Raw genomic sequence first — 16,005 nt, forward strand, 5'->3', positions numbered from 1 at the left:
AGTGTATTGCGTGGCAGTTCCACCCTCGGGGCACCCATCGGGTCGGGCTTTTCAGCCTTGATTTTCTTTGGTTCTTTCTTGTATCAAGACAAGAAGGAACGTTTAAATGGCTCTTTGCCATACTTTTCTGTTGCGATGCAACGTTTCAGGGTTGCTCTTTGGAAAAGGTATTGCGTGCATCGCTTTACAGAGGGATAAGCCATGGAGTTACAAATGTTTAGCCCCTACGGGGCTGGAAACGATGTTCGTTGATCGTGATTCGTTGTTCGTGAATGCCATTCTGTGTAACTCCGTGTTACACTGTGTAACTCTGAGATACTTGCTTTTGCTCGGTTCTCGAGACGGTTGCCATGCTGAGCCCGGCCGAAGCATCTCATTGAACCTACAACTCTTTTTTAATTGAGATTCCTCGACTAGCTCGGAATGACAATATCCCTAACGCCCTTTGTCATGCTGAACTTAACCGAAACTTCTCTTAGTACCTTTAAATCTTTAATTAAATTCCCCGATTAGCCTGGAATGACAAACCTCTGGCATCGATACGCGATGAAGCGTTGCAATAAAACCAACTCTAATTTTTTCTATTCCTTATGGTGGACAGGCTAAGATAGGGTTCAAGTAATTTTTAAAATTTTAACTGGATAGTAGTGATATTTAATGGAAAAACGGTAAGGGTTAATTTGAAAAGTGTAACTTTGGTATATTATTTGATTATGTAACTAAAAAATTTAGCCATGAAACCAGTAGTTCACCTTTTAGCAGTCCTTTTGCTTGCCATATCGGTTAGTGTGCAGGCACAGGAATCGTTTATTGTTACAAGAATAAACGGTGTGGTAACCAACAACAAAACAGGAACTCAGCTTAAAGCTGGCGATGTGCTTCAACCATCCGACAAGGTAACGTTCGACTCGTTTGACTCCTACGTAATTTCCATTGGACAAAACATGGGGCGTTACATGATTAAGCTGCATGAGCCACCAGCTCCTGAAACCATTCAACAGCTATCGGCCATGGTTAAGGACATTGCTGTTCCCACCAAGCGCAGAAGCCTTATGGCTGAGCGTTACCGCCCCGACGAAACCACCGTTTCCGACCTCCGTTCCTACTTTGGCAATGACAAGTTCACCATTATTGGCGATAATATTGCTGTTCCAATTAACCCTCAATCCTACCCCATTGATGAAAATAAGTTCGTGGTATTCTACTACCGGGTGAATAACAATCCGGTTTCAAAAAAGATTGGGTATGAAAACACAACGCTTTTCATTGAACGCGATAAGCTTGTTAACACAAATGCCGGCGTAATTACCCAAAACGAGATACCTTCGGTTGCTGTTTACCTATACGAAAGGAACACAAAAACCAGCGAGGAGATTACAAAGTTTAATCTGGCCTTTGTTGACAAGGAAACTGTAACCAATGAGTTTATGACTATTATTCCAATCCTTGTAAAACAGAAAATGGGTAAGGATGAAATCAAAAAATACTTAATAGAATACTTCTACGACTTTTATGGTGCAACCGATTCGCGTTCCATAAAAGCCTTTGTTGATGAACTGGTTGATACGGCTATTAAATAAATATTCGCAAAGTAAAGGGGTGCTTTCTAAGCACCCCTTTTTTTATTGGTTAAATCAAAAGTAATTTATTTAAGAAGATTTACTTTTTAATAATCTCCATGGTGTATAGCAAAGCCTCAACCTGTCGGAGGTAATTACGTTTCTCCTTTGATGGAGCATAAACGTATGCCTCAGCAACAATAACCCTTTGGCGTTCCTCATCAACGGTAATATGGCTGATGAATGGTCCACCCATTGGATGCTTATATACATCCCACAAACCACGCATAACTCCGTAATAACGATTTTTGAACATCATATCGGTAAGCTGCGGAATAATAACGCTGCTGGTAGTCATATACGAGCCCTGAGTTGGACCACTAATGGTTTTAACAAACTCATTGCGCTTAGCCAAAAGGTAGTCAACCGTAAAGGTGTTTTTTGCAGTATAGGGGAAAGTGTAAAGAATAATGCCCTGGCTGGTAAGCGGAGTTTCATAGGATATCCAAGCAATAGTGTCGTGGTCAAAGTTCAGCCTGTAGCCTTTAGGGAAATACATCGAAACACCATACTTCTTTTCAAGCGCTTCCCTAATGGGTTTTTCTTCATATGTAATGGCATTCTGTATTACCCTATCGCGTTCAGCCTGCTCAAAAATGCTTACAACTTTATCGCGCTCCTTTAGTAGGAGGTCGTAAATTGATTTATAGCTAGGCCCCGAGATGTAAAGAATGGTTTGAGGTGCAGCCCAAACATCTCTTTTAAGGGACATTTTTGCCTCCTTGGCACCCTTAACTATATCGTTAAAAATGATGTTACGATGTGGCTTAAAGATATCGGTAAATGCTTCGGGTGGAATCATCACCATATCGAACCTAGGCTCGCTTTGAGGCAAAAAGGGAACATCTTCAGTTAAAATATCGCTATATAGCTTACCCAGTGAATCGCTATGAAGTGCTTTTGGCAGTATTACCACAAGCTCATTAGCACTTCCGGTTACATTGGGTAAAAGCGACCGCTCACCCTTGCTCCCCTTTTTGCATGATGGGCTAAGTGCAACTGCAGCCGCAAGTATTATTATCCACCTACTTTTCATAATATTAGTTTTGATTTTCAAGATAAACGCCTATAAACAATATTTATTGCTAACGCCTAAAACCTTTCAGAGATTTTTAGGGTTAACCCAAATAACAATGTTTTGGCCTGCAGTTATTGTGCTATCCAATCCGGGATTCCACCTGTAAATATCCTGGAGGGTGCAACCAAACTGCATTGCTAACTTATGCAGGCTATCGCCATTCTTAACGGTGTAAACCTTACGGGTTAAAGTGCTATCGGCAGCTAACGCAGGCAAAACCTTAGGTTTCGATGTGTTCAGGTAAAGTTCCTTTGATTTCCTGATAAATAATCCAGTTTTATCAGCAGGCAACCGTAACACCTGTGGATAAGGACCCTCAGGGATATAATCGTAACGATAGGTTGGGTTTAGAAAGCGAATAACATTGATATCAATATCAATGGCCTTAGCCATAAGGTTAAGATCGAGGGGCTTATTTACCCAAACTGTATCGGTTTGGTTTTGAGCTAAAGCTACAGGAGCAGGCGTAATGCCATGTTCATGGTAGTTATTCATTACATAAGCAGCGGCAATAAATGCCGGCACATAGTTTTGCGCCGATTCAGGGAGGAGTGGATAGAGCTTCCAAAAATTCCTTTCGCCGTTAGCTCGCTCAATGGCATTCCTAACGGGCCCAGGTCCAACGTTATAGGCTGCCAGTGCTAAACTCCAGTCGTTAAAAGTTCTGTAAAGGTATTGCAGGTACTGAGCGGCTGCCTCAGTAGATTTCAAGGGGTCCATTCGCTCATCAACAAAGTTGTTTACCTGAAGGTTAAACATCTTGGATGTATTAATTTTAAACTGCCACAACCCTACTGCTCCGGTTGGGGATATTGCCAATGGGTTTAATGCCGATTCAACTACTGCAAGGTACTTTAGCTCCAACGGCAACTGGTATTTGCTGAACACATCATCGAAAAGGGGGAAGTAGTAATTGGCTAAGCCAATCATTTTAGAAATTTGCTCACGACGCTCAATTGTAAAAATGTCGATATATCGCCTTACATGGGGATTGTAATCAAAATCAATGGGCGAGTTCCTTCCAATCTCCGCGAGCTGGCACTCAAAGTAAAGGTCAGGTTTTTGCCTAACTGTGTCGGTTTGATATGTGGGGACGAAAATGGGAAGATTTTCAATAGCATCAATGAAAGACACTATAGGGTTTTGTCCCCTATTTAATTTAACAGGGTTTGAAAACCCGTTTAAAAAGACAAGTGAGAAAAGTGATAAAAGACACCACCTAAATCGTAAAAACATAAATCATTCCTTTTCTTTATCCTCTTGATTCTCGGCTTCTTTTATACCTTTTTTAAACTCACCTACACCTCTACCCAGGTTACGCATGAAAAGGGGTATTTTGCTGGCTCCAAAAATTACCAGGATAACTATGGCAATAACAAGCAACTCTCCACCCCCAATAAATAGTGTTAGCATACAGAACTCTTTTACCTGAAAAGTTTAACAATATCGTTGATGTTGGCATACAAAAGCAACGCTAAAAGGATTGCCATGCCAACAAGCTGAGCGTATTCAAGGAACTTATCGCTGGGTTTCCGCCCAGTAATAATCTCGTAAAGCAAGAACATTACATGGCCACCATCGAGCGCAGGTATTGGAAGAATGTTCATTATGGCGAGGATAATGGATAGGAATGCAGTTAAGCTCCAGAATGCCTGCCAATCCCAAGTTGAGGGGAAAATTTTACCAATTGTAATAAACCCGCCAACCGATTCGTATGCTTTGGTTTTGGGCGAGAAAATTAGCTTAAGCTGTTTTAAGTAGCTCGATATGGTTGCAAAACCCTTTTTAACACCGGCAGGAATTGAGTGAAAGAACGAATACTCCCTGTGGCTGAGCTCAAAGAACTTTCCTAAATCGGCAACAGGGTAAACCCCTATAATGCCAGTTTCGGGAACATCAACATTTAGGTCGATAGGGTTTCCGTTGCGCTCAACGGTTACTTTTACAGTTTTCCCCTTACTACGCTGCATTTCGAATTTGAACTCATCAAAAAACTGTGCGGGTTGTCCGTTTAAGGCAAGCAGCCTATCGCCTTGTATAAACCCTGCCTTTTCAGCAGGTTCTCCTGGCTTAACTTCATCTACTACAAATGGGATGCGCGGGAAAAAAATAATAGGGCTTTTAACAAGCTTAGCCACGTAATCCTCAGCTATTTTAATGTTCAATGTATCGGTGCCACGGAGAACGGTAACGTCACGATTCTCATTTAGCAGAATATCATGAGCAATTTGCTGAAAGTTTTCAATCTCCTTACCTCCAACATACAGTATTTTATCGCCATTCCTAAAACCTAACTCTGTGGCTAAGGAATCGCAGGAAACACCGTATTTAAGACTTTTCGTAGGAAGATAATCTTCGCCCCATGTGTATAGAACTGCGCTATAAATGAACAGGGCCAGAATAACATTGACAAGCACTCCACCTATCATGATTAGTAGGCGTTGCCATGCCGGCTTAGAGCGGAACTCATAGGGCTGAGGGGGTTGCTTGAGCTGCTCCTTATCCATGGACTCGTCAATCATCCCTGAAATTTTCACATAACCACCCAGCGGTAACCAACCCACTCCGTACTCGGTTTCACCACGCTTGATTTTAAAAAGCGAGAACCAGGGGTTGAAGAAAAGGTAAAACTTTTCAACTCGGGTTTTAAAAAGCTTTGCAAAAAGAAAGTGCCCTAGCTCATGAAGAATAACAAGGATTGAAAGGCTTAAAAAGAATTGACCGGCTTTTATGAGTATCTCCATTTTATAATGTTTTTATTAATGAGTTCAACTGATTTTATTCGAGTTTCGGAATCGGTTTGAATGTAATCGGCAAAGGTAGGTTGCCCAATAAACGGTATGGCTTGCATAGCACCTTCAACAACCTTTGGGATTGCCATAAAGCTAATCTGCTCCCTCAGAAAAGCATCAACAGCTACCTCGTTGGCAGCGTTAAGCACGCAGGGCATATTACCTCCTGCCCTTAACGATTCGAGAGCCAGGGCAAGGCTTGGGAACCTATTGGTATCGGGTTTTTCAAAGGTAAGGGTGTGACTCATGGAAAAATCCATGCGCGGGAAACCTGAGTTTACTCTCTCAGGGAAAGTGAATGCGTACTGAATGGGTAGTTTCATATCGGGTAAGCCCATTTGGGCTTTTATGGACCCATCAATGAACTGTACCATTGAATGGATAATTGATTGCGGATGAATAACCACCTCAATTTGCTCCGGGTTAAGGCCGAAAAGCCACTTAGCCTCAATAACCTCAAGTCCCTTGTTCATCAGGCTGGCTGAATCGATAGTTATTTTTTGCCCCATACACCAGTTAGGGTGGTTAAGCGCATCGGCCTTGGTAACATGCATGAGTTGCTCCAGGGAATGGTTGCGGAATGGACCACCCGATGCAGTAAGTATTATTTTTTCAATGGGGCTGCGCTCGCCTACCAGGCATTGAAATATGGCGGAGTGTTCGGAATCGACCGGGATTATTGGAACCCTTTTTTGCATTGCCGCTTTAGTAACCAGCTCGCCGGCAACTACCAGGGTCTCCTTATTTGCCAATGCAATGGACTTGCCTGTCTCAATGGCGCTAAGCGTGGGTTCAAGCCCGGCAAATCCAACCATGGCTGTAAGAACCATATCGACCTCGGACGACACGACCGATTCCACTATTGACTGCTTCCCGGTATATACCTTAATGGGATGATTTGCTAGGGCTTCTTTTACTCTGTGATAATGACTCTGATTTACAATAATTACGGTGTTTGGCTGAAACTCAATGGCTTGCTGCACTAATAGCTCCCAGCTGTTTTGGGCTACGAGTAGCTCAACGCTAAATATATCGGGATGCTCCCTAATAACGTCGAGCGCTTGCGTACCAATAGAACCGGTAGAACCTAGTATTGCAATTCTTTTCATACCGGCCACTAAAATTTAATGTACTTAGCGGGATCAACGGTGGCTCCGTGGTGCCAAAGTTCAAAATGCAGGTGGGGTCCAGTGGTAAGTTCGCCTGAATTACCAATTATTGCTATCACATCGCCTGAATTAACAAATTCACCCTGCTTTTTTAACAGTTTACTGTTATGCTTATATACTGAAAGGAATCCCTCCTCGTGCTGAATGGCAATTGTGTAACCCGTTTCCAACGACCAGGTTGAGAGTATTACGGTTCCCTTTGCAATAGCAAGTACCCCCTCGTTTGGCCCTGCAACCAGATCGACTCCGTAATGATTTTTTGAAGGGTTATACTTGTTAGTGATAATACCCTTAACGGGTGGAATAAAAAAGGGTATATTACTTTTCTTGGTTGTACTTGATCCCACCGACAGGTTAAACATCTCATCCGATTCAATTTGCATACGGAGCAATGAATCCTCCTCTGAAGGGGATAGCTCAACCTTTGCGGTAGGCTTAACCGTATCGATTGCTGTTTGGCGGCCAGTAAGGGGTTCTCCTCCGTTAAGCAGGATATTGATATCCTCATAGTAACGCTGCCATTGGGCTACCACCCTCTCAAGCGAATCGACCTTTAGGGCATTTTTAACATAACCTTTCCGGGTTTGGCTATCGGGGTAACCGGGTATGAATTCCCTTAGGGGTGTAAAGGCAATTAGTACACTCACAAGCGCAATAAGCAGAATAGAAAATCCGCCAAAGAAAACTATTACATTCATTCTGGAAAGACGAAGTTGCCAAACCTCTTCATAGTTCTCCTCATTGAAGATACTCAACCTGTACTTATTCCACAGGTTCTTAAATATTTTAACCTTTTTCTTAGCTGCCACAGGTACAAGGGTTAGATTCTAAAATCACAAAGATAACAAAATGAGTAATTAGTTGTTTGGTGTTTCTTTTTGATGATAAAGGTCAGAATATCAAGAAGCAACCTTCATCAGTAAACAATGCAATGCGTAATAGGTATATCAACTTACCTATTTAAAGAAAATCAAAAAAACCAATGTAAAACCTGTAAGGAACCCAGCGTAAACTTGAGTTGGGTTATGATCGCCTTTAATAAGACGGGCCGAGGCTAAAAGACCTGAAAGCAATATACTCACAATAAAAATTGGTATTGCAGCCTGGTTCCCTTGCAGGGCCGAAGCCAAAAGAAACCCCGAGATGCCCCCTATTCCAGTTAAATGAAGGCTTATCTTCCAAAAGTAAGAAATGGCTGCCGAAACCATCAGTGTATAAATTCCTGCCTGAAGTATTTTGATTAAAACAAATGGAACCTGAAGCCTGGAAAAAAGAAAGATGGTGAAAAGGTAAGGTAAAACCGATATGGCTAGGGGGAAAACCCTATCCCTACTGGCTTTCAGAGTATAATCGTGAATAATTCTAAGACGATGAAGGAGAACAATTAATAGTAATGGCAGAAAAATAGTATTTATAGCTACAAACACAGTAAGCATCACCTTAAACCTTACAGGTAGAAAGGCAACAAAGGAGTTGGACGAGAAAATCACTATAAAAATATAGGTGGTAGCCAGTATAGGGTGAAGAATAATTGAAAGTATAAGCGATAGTCGTTGTAGCATTTTAAAAAAAATAGATTAGTTAAGTTCTTTTCTCAGGCGAGCAACCGGAATTCCAAGCTGTTCACGGTACTTGGCAACTGTCCTACGGGCAATAGGGTATCCCTTCCCTTTTAGTATTTCCATTAGCTCCTCATCGGTAAGGGGATTGCGCTTATCCTCATTATCGACACACTCGGCAAGTATTTTTTTAATTTCACGGGTTGAGACCTCTTCGCCGGAATCGGTTTGCATGCCCTCGCTAAAGAAGTGCTTGAGAGGGAATATCCCGAAATGGGTTTGAATGTACTTGCTGTTAGCAACGCGCGATATGGTTGAAATGTCGAGCCCTGTTTTTTCAGCAACATCCTTCAGTATCATGGGCTTAAGCTTACTTTCGTCGCCATCGCGAAAATACTCTTTCTGGTAATCGAGTATGGCCTGCATGGTTGTCAGCAGGGTATTCTGGCGCTGTTTCAGCGCATCAATAAACCACTTGGCCGATTCAATCTTTTGCTTTACAAAAGCGATGGCCTCGCGTTCCTGGCTATTGCTAAACTCCTTATTGTAAGAATACGACTCGAGCATATCGGCATATTCTTTGCTTATTCGTAGCTCCGGCACGTTGCGCGAGTTTAGGTTTAACCTAAACTCACCATCCTCGTAATCGAGAATAAAATCGGGGATGATATGCTGTGCCGACTGGTCGTAAGGGTCAGTAAAACTGCCGCCGGGTTTGGGATTTAGCTTTAAAATTTCATCAATTGCCTGCTTAAGCTTTTCGTCGGATAGATTAAGCTTTGAAGCAATCTTATCGTAATGCTTCTTGATGAACTCGTCAAAGTGGTACTTCAGTATTTTGTAGGCAATTTTAGTTATCTCGTTTTGCTGTTCCTTGGCCTTAATCTGAATAAGTAAACATTCCTGGAGGTCGCGTGCACCCACACCGGGTGGGTCAAATTCCTGAATAACGTAAAGTACTCGTTCCAACTCATCCTCATTGGTTTCAATACCTAACGAGAAGGCAATATCATCGGCAATTGCGGTTAGCTTACGACGTATATAACCGTCCTCATCGATATTGCCAATTAGGTAAAGTCCAAGTTGCTTTTCGCGTTCGGTGAGGTCGGCCATTCCGAGCTGGTTTTCAAGATGCTCGTGAAACGATATTCCGGTGGAAAAAGGTATTTCCTCCCGCTTATCGTCGGGCGATGCGTTGCTGGAGTATAACTTGTACGAAGGAATATCGTCATCGTTCATGTAATCCTCAATGGAGAACTCATCGTCGTTACCCTCTTGGTTATCGTCGGGTAAAACAATTTCAGGTTCCGTTTGAGGTTCCGTTTGTTCAACCTCCTCGAGTATGGGATTTTCCTCCAGCTCCTTTTTAATACGCTGCTCAAGCAACATGGTAGGTATCTCCAGCAGCTTTATCATCTGAATTTGCTGCGGCGATAGCTTCTGAAGCAGTTTTTGCTGTAACCGTTGCTTGAGCATAGACTTTTAAAATTCGCAGTTCTTGGGAGTTCTGGGGAAGGGTATTACATCGCGAATATTGGTCATTCCTGTTACAAAGAGCAGCAAGCGCTCAAAGCCAAGCCCAAAACCACTATGGGGAGCTGAGCCAAACTTGCGGGTTTCAAGGTACCACCAAACATCCTTTTCTGGAATATGTAGTTCATGGATACGACTTAGCAACTTATCGTAAACCTCCTCACGCTGGGAACCTCCAATTATCTCGCCAATTTTTGGGAACAACACATCCATGGCACGAACGGTTTTGCCATCGTCGTTTTGCTTCATGTAAAAGGCCTTTATCTCCTTGGGGTAATTGGTAAGAATAACGGGTTTTTTGAAGTGCTTTTCAACCAGGTAACGCTCATGCTCCGACTGCAAATCGGCACCCCAGAATACAGGGAATTCCCACTTCTGGTTAGCTGCCTCCAGTATTTTAATAGCCTCCGTGTACGTTAACCTTTCAAATGGGTTTTCAATCACAAACTTAAGCCTGTCGATAAGCTCGTTGTCGTACATCTTGTTGAGGAATTCCAGGTCGTCGGCACAATGCTCAAGGGCATACCTAATTAGGTATTTTAGGAAATCCTCGGCCAAATCCATGTTATCCTGGATATCGTAGAAAGCCATTTCAGGCTCAATCATCCAGAACTCAGCCAGGTGTCGGGGAGTATTTGAATTTTCGGCACGGAAGGTTGGTCCAAAAGTGTAAACCTCCGAAAGGGCTAAAGCGCCCAGTTCGGCCTCAAGCTGTCCCGAAACGGTTAGCTTTGCCTCCTTGCCAAAGAAATCCTCGTTCCAGTCAATCTTTCCATCCTCGGTGCGGGGTAGATTCTCCAAATCGAGGGTGGTCACGCGGAACATAGCCCCTGCCCCTTCGGCATCGGAACCGGTAATGATGGGTGCGTGAATGTAAAAGAAACCCTTGTCGTTAAAGTATTTGTGAATGGCATACGCCATGGCATGCCGGATTCGGAGAACTGCTCCAAAAGTATTTGTGCGAGGGCGGAGGTGCGCAATCTCACGCAGAAACTCCATACTATGACCTTTTTTCTGGAGCGGATAGGTGGTGGCATCGGCTTCACCTAATACCTCAAGGTAGTTAGCCTGAATCTCCACGCGCTGACCGGAACCGGGCGACTCAACCAGCAATCCCCTCACCGCAATACAAGCCCCGGTGGTAACTCCCTTAAGCTGTTCCTCGGTAAAACGGGTCATATCAAATACAACCTGGATGTTATGGATGGTTGAGCCATCGTTTAACGCAACAAAGGCTACATTCTTATTCCCACGCTTGGTACGTACCCATCCCATTGCCGCTACCTCAGCGCCAACAACTCCACTCTCGAGTAGTAGTTTTACTTTTGTTCTTTCACTGTTCCTCATGCCTGTATGATATCTTACTCAAAAACAATACTTTTATACACTGTTTTAACCACACAAAAATAGTAACTTTTATCAGATTTCATGAATCTTAGTAGTTTTCGTTTGTATGAATGAAAAGTTTTTTGAGCGCTGGGGGGCAACAATTGTTGCTACACTCCTATTACTAATATACATACTTGGAATATCAAACCTGAGTACAATTGATGGTTGGGGTTATGCTGCTGACATTGTAAATAGCAGTAACCTGCTTCGTCCACATCACCTGCTATACACCATTACAGGATTTTACTGGGTTAAAATATGGCACGTTTTTCTGCCAAATGCCGAAACCATTTACCTGCTCAAGCTGATGAATGCTCTTTGCGCATCGGTTAGCGCTTTCATTCTATTCAAGTTACTCCGACTTGTTAAGGTTGATACCATTCAAACCACAATCTATACCATTATTGCGGGACTAAGCTGGGGATTCCTTAGGTTTTCAATTGAAAACGAAACATACACTATTCCAGTGATGCTGGCAATTTGGGCTAGCTACCTTTTTCTTAAAGCTGAGAATAGCCCCAAAATCTCAAACATGGTTTTTTCAGGGCTACTGTCGGCATCGGCGTGTCTTTACCACCAAATAATGTTTTTTTGGTGGATTGCCCTTGCTATTGGAACCATAAGGAAATTAAATCACAGGAATTACAAACCCCTGCTTTTCCTTGCACCAGCAGTAATAGTTCCTGCCGCTTACATCCTTGCCATGCTATCAATGGGTATCGATATCAATTTTACTAGCTTTTTCCGGTTCATATTTAGCGACTATTACACTGGAAACGCATCAATTGAATTGAACTCCACGATTCTTATGGTTGGCATAATCAACCTATTCAGAACATTTTTCCAAATGCATGGGTATATCAACTATCTTCTTACACATTTGTGGCTGTGGTGGATTCCTCTAGTTGTATCGGGTATTGCATTTGCATTTTTTACTTTTTGGTTTGTTAGGTATACAAAACCAACCAGACTTGAAAAATTTCATAAAATTCACTTGCTGGCTTTAGTATTACAGGTAGGTTTTGCCTTTATGGCGGGCGGAAACGCTGAGTTTTTAGCCATGGTTCCTTTCCTTACAATTATCACTGCAACCGGTTTGTCAATAAAACGGAATGCCACTGTTTGGTTTGCAATCTCTGTTTCAGTATGGAACATCACCTTTGGAGTGCTTCCACAAAAGATTTACCAAGCCGATGGTTCCGAATTGGTTATAAAGTCGATTACCCAAAATACCAATGAAAGGAGAGCCTATATCCTTGCCGATGCTCCAAAAGTTATCAATAGGCTTGAATATCTGCAAATTCAAAAACCTTTAATCGTTAAGGAGGTTAACATTAAGCCACAAAAAATTTATACCACACTCGATAGTCTACTACTGCAGGGGTATACCATCTACACTGACTGTATAAACCATCCACGTGTTACCTCAAGGGCAACGTTAATTACAGATGTTAGCCTAGAATGGGATAAACTAGAGGGTTATAATATAACTACAACCGATTCGGTGGCAATACTTGGCGGTAAAGTTTATCTCACTAAAATATCAAGGTAAGCCTAGTAGCCGCTACCGTAAGTTTTAAAGCTGCCCATGATAAATATCTCCTTGGGGGTAACGCTAAGAACAGGGATTGGACTTCTACTCAGCATCTGTTGGGCTTGACTGCCAAGAACAAAATCGCTAAGGGCAATGTTTTGCTCGGTCATAATACTAATAAGGTCGGCATTCACATCAAGGGCATACTCAATGGTAATATCGGTGATATTATCACCACGTAGGCTTGCCTTTTGGAAACGCACCTCGTGCTCTTTTAGGTAGCTGCAAACCTGCTTGGTATAGGCGTTGAGTTTGAGATCAATTTCATCGGTTTGCATGGTAGCCACTGCAATTACATGCACCTCGGCATCAAAAACCTTAGCAATTTCAGTGGTAATGGGAACTTTCTGACGAGTATCGGCAGTAACGTCGATAGGCAAGATAATTTTTTGGATATCGCGCGGCATGGCACCATGCCTAATGGTTATTACCGGACATTGCGTAGCCGAAATAATCCTAAAAGCGTTGCTACCAATAAAAAACTCCTCAAAACCTGAGGCTCCATGAGTAGAGCAAATAATGGCTGAATCCTCAAAAGCATGCGCCTGGTTAACAACCTCGCGGTAAATTTTGCCCTTTTTAATGATATAGGATAGATTGGCGCTGTTTGACATCTTGGTAGAATATTCCTCCACCAAAGCTTCCAGCTTTTTTTCAATCTTTTTATTCTCCTCCTCGAACTGCCCTGGTGTTAAATCGGTAGGGTATTTTTGAACATGCACCATTTGTACCATGCTGTCGAACCTATTGGCAAAAATTATTGCCAGTCTTAACCCGTTTAACGATTCCTTTGAAAAATCGATGGGTACTATTATATGTTTCATGGCTTTGGTGGTTGGTTATAAGCAAATCTAACTAAAAATTGAATACCATTTCAAGTTCAGTATGTTAAAATGAATAATTATTGAACCGTTTTTATTCAATTTAACCTTAATAAACAGATGTTTACACTTAACTCGCTTAACTTAGCAACATCAGGTAACTAACTAAACCTCATTGGAATGATGACACGCAAACGGATTGTCATATGGATTTTGTTGTTTTCAGCTGCATTAGCAACTTTAACATTGGCCAGTAGGCCAAACCTTACGAAGGATTCCGATAAAGAAAAACCCGCTAAGGGTACGGCCATCATTATTACAGGTGCTGCTGCTAAAATAGCACAGGAGGCCGCTTTACTCGAAAGCCTTTACGAGCGTGGCGAACTTAACGATGTTGTTTTCATTTCAGGGGCAAGTTCAGGTGCGCTTAATGCTGTTATGCTAAACGCAGTGCTCGAGAAAAAACTTACCTGGAAAGAGTATCGCGAGCTTTTTGGCGATATTAAAAACGATAATGTTTTCAGAACCGATAAAAAGGGCTTGCCGGTTAGCAACGAGCCTTTACGAAAACTGCTGGAAGAAATTGTGGTTAACCGGCTAGGATATAAGACCTTGGCCGATTTGCCTTTTCCTACTGCCATATCAGTGGTTAGCTTACGGCCTTCGCCATTGAGTGAAGGGACATACCGTTTCTGCAACCGTAAAATCAACCGTGAAAGCGATTCAACCTTAAGCCTAGTAGACGTATTAATGGCATCAACAGCCTACCCGCTTGTTTTTCCCCCATCCCGAATAAACGGTATAAAAACCATTCCCGATATCCCTTACTACGATGGTGGAATTGGCGACGACCGTGTTCCCTTTCAGGCACTCATTGAGTTTGAGAATTACAGGAAACAACCCGTTGAACGTGTAATCATTATTTCGCGCAAGCGCGATACGGACATGACCCTTGCCGATGAGCTAAAGCCCTTTGGGTATGAGCTAAAAACTAAATTAAATAATGGGTTATCGCCCGATGTGCTAACATCGCTAGGTTTCTGGCGGAGGCTTGAGCACATTAAGAAACGCTACCCTGAACTTGCCGCCAAAACCCTTGTTTTTGTTCCCATCTATAGGTATAGCTTCCCAATGTTCGATTTTAACAACCTCAAAGAACAGTATGAGTTAACCTACCAATGGGCAAAACAAAACAAACCCCTCCCCCTGAACGAGTTCCTGAAACAAAAACCAACGCTTAATAAACCCTAAAAAATGTTATTTTTGCCAAAAATTTAGGAAAATGGATATTGTACTTAGCGGTATACGCTCAACCGGAAAACTTCACCTTGGCAATTACTTTGGAGCGCTGCGCAACTTTGTTCGCATGCAGCATGAGAATAAATGCTTCTTTTTTATTGCCGATTACCATTCGCTTACCACACATCCCACCCCCGAGGATTTACATGGTTCTGTAAAACAGGTGCTTGCCGAATACTTAGCCTGCGGCCTTGACCCTGAAGTGGCTACGCTTTACATACAAAGCGATGTACCCCAGATTCCTGAGCTTTACCTCTTGCTTAACATGAACGCATACAAGGGCGAGCTTGAGCGATGCACATCGTTTAAGGAAAAGGTTCGCAAGCAACCCGATAACATTAATGCAGGACTACTCACCTATCCCACCCTAATGGCTGCCGATATTCTTATTCACAAGGCTACCAAGGTGCCTGTGGGCAAAGATCAGGAACAGCATCTGGAAATGACTCGCACCTTTGCCAACCGATTCAATAGAATGTATAAGGTTGATTACTTCCCTGAACCGGTTGCCTTTAACTTTGGTGAGGATTTGGTTAAAATTCCTGGCCTCGATGGCTCAGGCAAAATGGGTAAGTCCGAAGGGAATGCCATTTACCTTTCCGATGACCCCGAGACAATCCGAAAGAAAGTGATGAAAGCGGTTACCGATGCAGGCCCAACCCAACCAAATCAACCTAAACCTGAGGCCATCCAGAACCTTTTTACTATCATGAAAGCTGTTTCATCGCCCGATACGCTCCAGTACTTTGAGGATAAGTATAATGCCTGTGAGATTCGCTACGGCGATATGAAAAAGCAGCTGGCCGAGGACATAATCACTTTTACAATACCAATCCGCGAGCGAATTGAGGCTATACTTGCCGATAACGATTACCTAAGAAAAGTAGCCCTAATGGGGGCTGAAAAAGCTCGCGAAAGCGCCTCAAAAACCATTCGCGATGTAAGGCACATTATTGGTTTCCGAGAGTTTTAATAAAAAAGGGTGTTGCTTGGTCAACACCCTTTTTTGTAAAATTCCTTGCCTACCTTATCATAATTTTTTGAAGTTAAGAAAGCAAGAAATAGTATAAAAACTATCACAGCTGTCCAAAATAATTTAAAATCAAAAAATGCCTAATTGTTAATCAGGTGGTTAGGGTTCAAAAGTAATCA

General features: G+C 42.5%; 15 protein-coding genes. 5 read left to right on the plus strand and 10 right to left on the minus strand.

Annotated elements, in window-relative coordinates:
* Together WHS63_RS12400 and WHS63_RS12405 are read left to right on the plus strand one after the other, a co-directional pair.
* Positions 1 to 198 (plus strand): hypothetical protein (locus tag WHS63_RS12400; RefSeq protein ID WP_445205374.1); only part of this gene is annotated, 198 nt, incomplete at its 5' end.
* A 536-nt stretch (positions 199 to 734) separates the two neighbouring features.
* Positions 735 to 1,580, plus strand: a complete 846-nt coding sequence (locus tag WHS63_RS12405; protein ID WP_445205375.1) for a hypothetical protein — start codon at positions 735 to 737, stop codon at positions 1,578 to 1,580.
* A 79-nt stretch (positions 1,581 to 1,659) separates the two neighbouring features.
* Here the strand turns inward: WHS63_RS12405 and WHS63_RS12410 are convergent, their stop codons facing one another.
* The 9 genes from WHS63_RS12410 to asnS all read right to left on the minus strand — a co-directional run bounded on the left by WHS63_RS12410 (position 1,660) and on the right by asnS (position 11,097).
* Positions 1,660 to 2,655: a DUF4837 family protein gene (locus WHS63_RS12410; RefSeq protein ID WP_445205376.1), complete on the minus strand. Its 996-nt coding sequence runs from the start codon at positions 2,653 to 2,655 to the stop codon at positions 1,660 to 1,662.
* 66 nt (positions 2,656 to 2,721) lie between these two features.
* The gene (locus tag WHS63_RS12415) at positions 2,722 to 3,831 is read right to left on the minus strand and encodes a transglycosylase SLT domain-containing protein (protein ID WP_445205377.1); all 1,110 of its coding nucleotides are present in this window, start codon (positions 3,829 to 3,831) and stop codon (positions 2,722 to 2,724) included.
* A gap of 105 nt (positions 3,832 to 3,936) precedes the next feature.
* Positions 3,937 to 4,110, minus strand: coding sequence for a Sec-independent protein translocase subunit TatA/TatB (locus tag WHS63_RS12420; protein WP_445205378.1), 174 nt, complete (start codon positions 4,108 to 4,110; stop codon positions 3,937 to 3,939).
* Positions 4,111 to 4,121: 11 nt separating this feature from the next.
* Positions 4,122 to 5,441, minus strand: a complete 1,320-nt coding sequence (gene rseP / locus WHS63_RS12425; RefSeq protein ID WP_445205379.1) for an RIP metalloprotease RseP — start codon at positions 5,439 to 5,441, stop codon at positions 4,122 to 4,124.
* Positions 5,426 to 6,598 (minus strand): 1-deoxy-D-xylulose-5-phosphate reductoisomerase, encoded by a 1,173-nt coding sequence (locus WHS63_RS12430; RefSeq protein ID WP_445205380.1) that lies wholly within the window; start codon positions 6,596 to 6,598, stop codon positions 5,426 to 5,428. Before WHS63_RS12430 ends, rseP begins: the two co-directional genes overlap by 16 nt.
* Before the next feature lie 8 nt (positions 6,599 to 6,606).
* On the minus strand, positions 6,607 to 7,467 hold the full coding sequence (locus WHS63_RS12435) for a M23 family metallopeptidase (protein WP_445205381.1): 861 nt from the start codon (positions 7,465 to 7,467) through the stop codon (positions 6,607 to 6,609).
* A 147-nt stretch (positions 7,468 to 7,614) separates the two neighbouring features.
* Positions 7,615 to 8,220, minus strand: coding sequence for a hypothetical protein (locus WHS63_RS12440; RefSeq protein WP_445205382.1), 606 nt, complete (start codon positions 8,218 to 8,220; stop codon positions 7,615 to 7,617).
* Between the two features lie 15 nt (positions 8,221 to 8,235).
* Positions 8,236 to 9,693 (minus strand): RNA polymerase factor sigma-54, encoded by a 1,458-nt coding sequence (gene rpoN, locus WHS63_RS12445; protein ID WP_445205383.1) that lies wholly within the window; start codon positions 9,691 to 9,693, stop codon positions 8,236 to 8,238.
* Positions 9,694 to 9,699: 6 nt separating this feature from the next.
* Positions 9,700 to 11,097 (minus strand): asparagine--tRNA ligase, encoded by a 1,398-nt coding sequence (gene asnS / locus WHS63_RS12450; protein ID WP_445205384.1) that lies wholly within the window; start codon positions 11,095 to 11,097, stop codon positions 9,700 to 9,702.
* 106 nt (positions 11,098 to 11,203) lie between these two features.
* Here asnS and WHS63_RS12455 point away from each other — a divergent pair, with 106 nt between their 5' ends.
* Positions 11,204 to 12,691, plus strand: a complete 1,488-nt coding sequence (locus WHS63_RS12455) for a hypothetical protein (protein ID WP_445205385.1) — start codon at positions 11,204 to 11,206, stop codon at positions 12,689 to 12,691.
* Between the two features lie 2 nt (positions 12,692 to 12,693).
* On the opposite strand, the gene WHS63_RS12460 is transcribed toward WHS63_RS12455, so the two are convergent.
* Positions 12,694 to 13,557, minus strand: coding sequence for a universal stress protein (locus WHS63_RS12460; protein WP_369489492.1), 864 nt, complete (start codon positions 13,555 to 13,557; stop codon positions 12,694 to 12,696).
* A 177-nt stretch (positions 13,558 to 13,734) separates the two neighbouring features.
* Here WHS63_RS12460 and WHS63_RS12465 point away from each other — a divergent pair, with 177 nt between their 5' ends.
* Both WHS63_RS12465 and trpS read left to right on the plus strand, forming a co-directional pair.
* Positions 13,735 to 14,805, plus strand: a complete 1,071-nt coding sequence (locus WHS63_RS12465) for a patatin-like phospholipase family protein (protein ID WP_445205386.1) — start codon at positions 13,735 to 13,737, stop codon at positions 14,803 to 14,805.
* 31 nt (positions 14,806 to 14,836) lie between these two features.
* The gene (gene trpS / locus WHS63_RS12470; RefSeq protein WP_445205387.1) at positions 14,837 to 15,826 is read left to right on the plus strand and encodes a tryptophan--tRNA ligase; all 990 of its coding nucleotides are present in this window, start codon (positions 14,837 to 14,839) and stop codon (positions 15,824 to 15,826) included.
* Positions 15,827 to 16,005 lie beyond the last annotated feature (179 nt).

The organism is Tenuifilum sp. (genome assembly GCF_037481895.1).
Lineage (GTDB): Bacteria > Bacteroidota > Bacteroidia > Bacteroidales > Tenuifilaceae > Tenuifilum > Tenuifilum osseticum.

Excerpts from the sequence above, each read along its gene's own strand:
- WHS63_RS12410 (WP_445205376.1), bottom strand. The coding sequence starts at position 2,655 with ATGAAAAGTAGGTGGATAATAATACTTGCGGCTGCAGTTGCACTTAGC.
- rseP (WP_445205379.1), bottom strand. The coding sequence starts at position 5,441 with ATGGAGATACTCATAAAAGCCGGTCAATTCTTTTTAAGCCTTTCAATC.
- WHS63_RS12465 (WP_445205386.1), top strand. The coding sequence starts at position 13,735 with ATGATGACACGCAAACGGATTGTCATATGGATTTTGTTGTTTTCAGCT.
- rpoN (WP_445205383.1), bottom strand. The coding sequence starts at position 9,693 with ATGCTCAAGCAACGGTTACAGCAAAAACTGCTTCAGAAGCTATCGCCG.
- asnS (WP_445205384.1), bottom strand. The coding sequence starts at position 11,097 with ATGAGGAACAGTGAAAGAACAAAAGTAAAACTACTACTCGAGAGTGGA.
- trpS (WP_445205387.1), top strand. The coding sequence starts at position 14,837 with ATGGATATTGTACTTAGCGGTATACGCTCAACCGGAAAACTTCACCTT.
- WHS63_RS12405 (WP_445205375.1), top strand. The coding sequence starts at position 735 with ATGAAACCAGTAGTTCACCTTTTAGCAGTCCTTTTGCTTGCCATATCG.
- WHS63_RS12420 (WP_445205378.1), bottom strand. The coding sequence starts at position 4,110 with ATGCTAACACTATTTATTGGGGGTGGAGAGTTGCTTGTTATTGCCATA.
- WHS63_RS12440 (WP_445205382.1), bottom strand. The coding sequence starts at position 8,220 with ATGCTACAACGACTATCGCTTATACTTTCAATTATTCTTCACCCTATA.
- WHS63_RS12460 (WP_369489492.1), bottom strand. The coding sequence starts at position 13,557 with ATGAAACATATAATAGTACCCATCGATTTTTCAAAGGAATCGTTAAAC.
- WHS63_RS12455 (WP_445205385.1), top strand. The coding sequence starts at position 11,204 with ATGAATGAAAAGTTTTTTGAGCGCTGGGGGGCAACAATTGTTGCTACA.
- WHS63_RS12430 (WP_445205380.1), bottom strand. The coding sequence starts at position 6,598 with ATGAAAAGAATTGCAATACTAGGTTCTACCGGTTCTATTGGTACGCAA.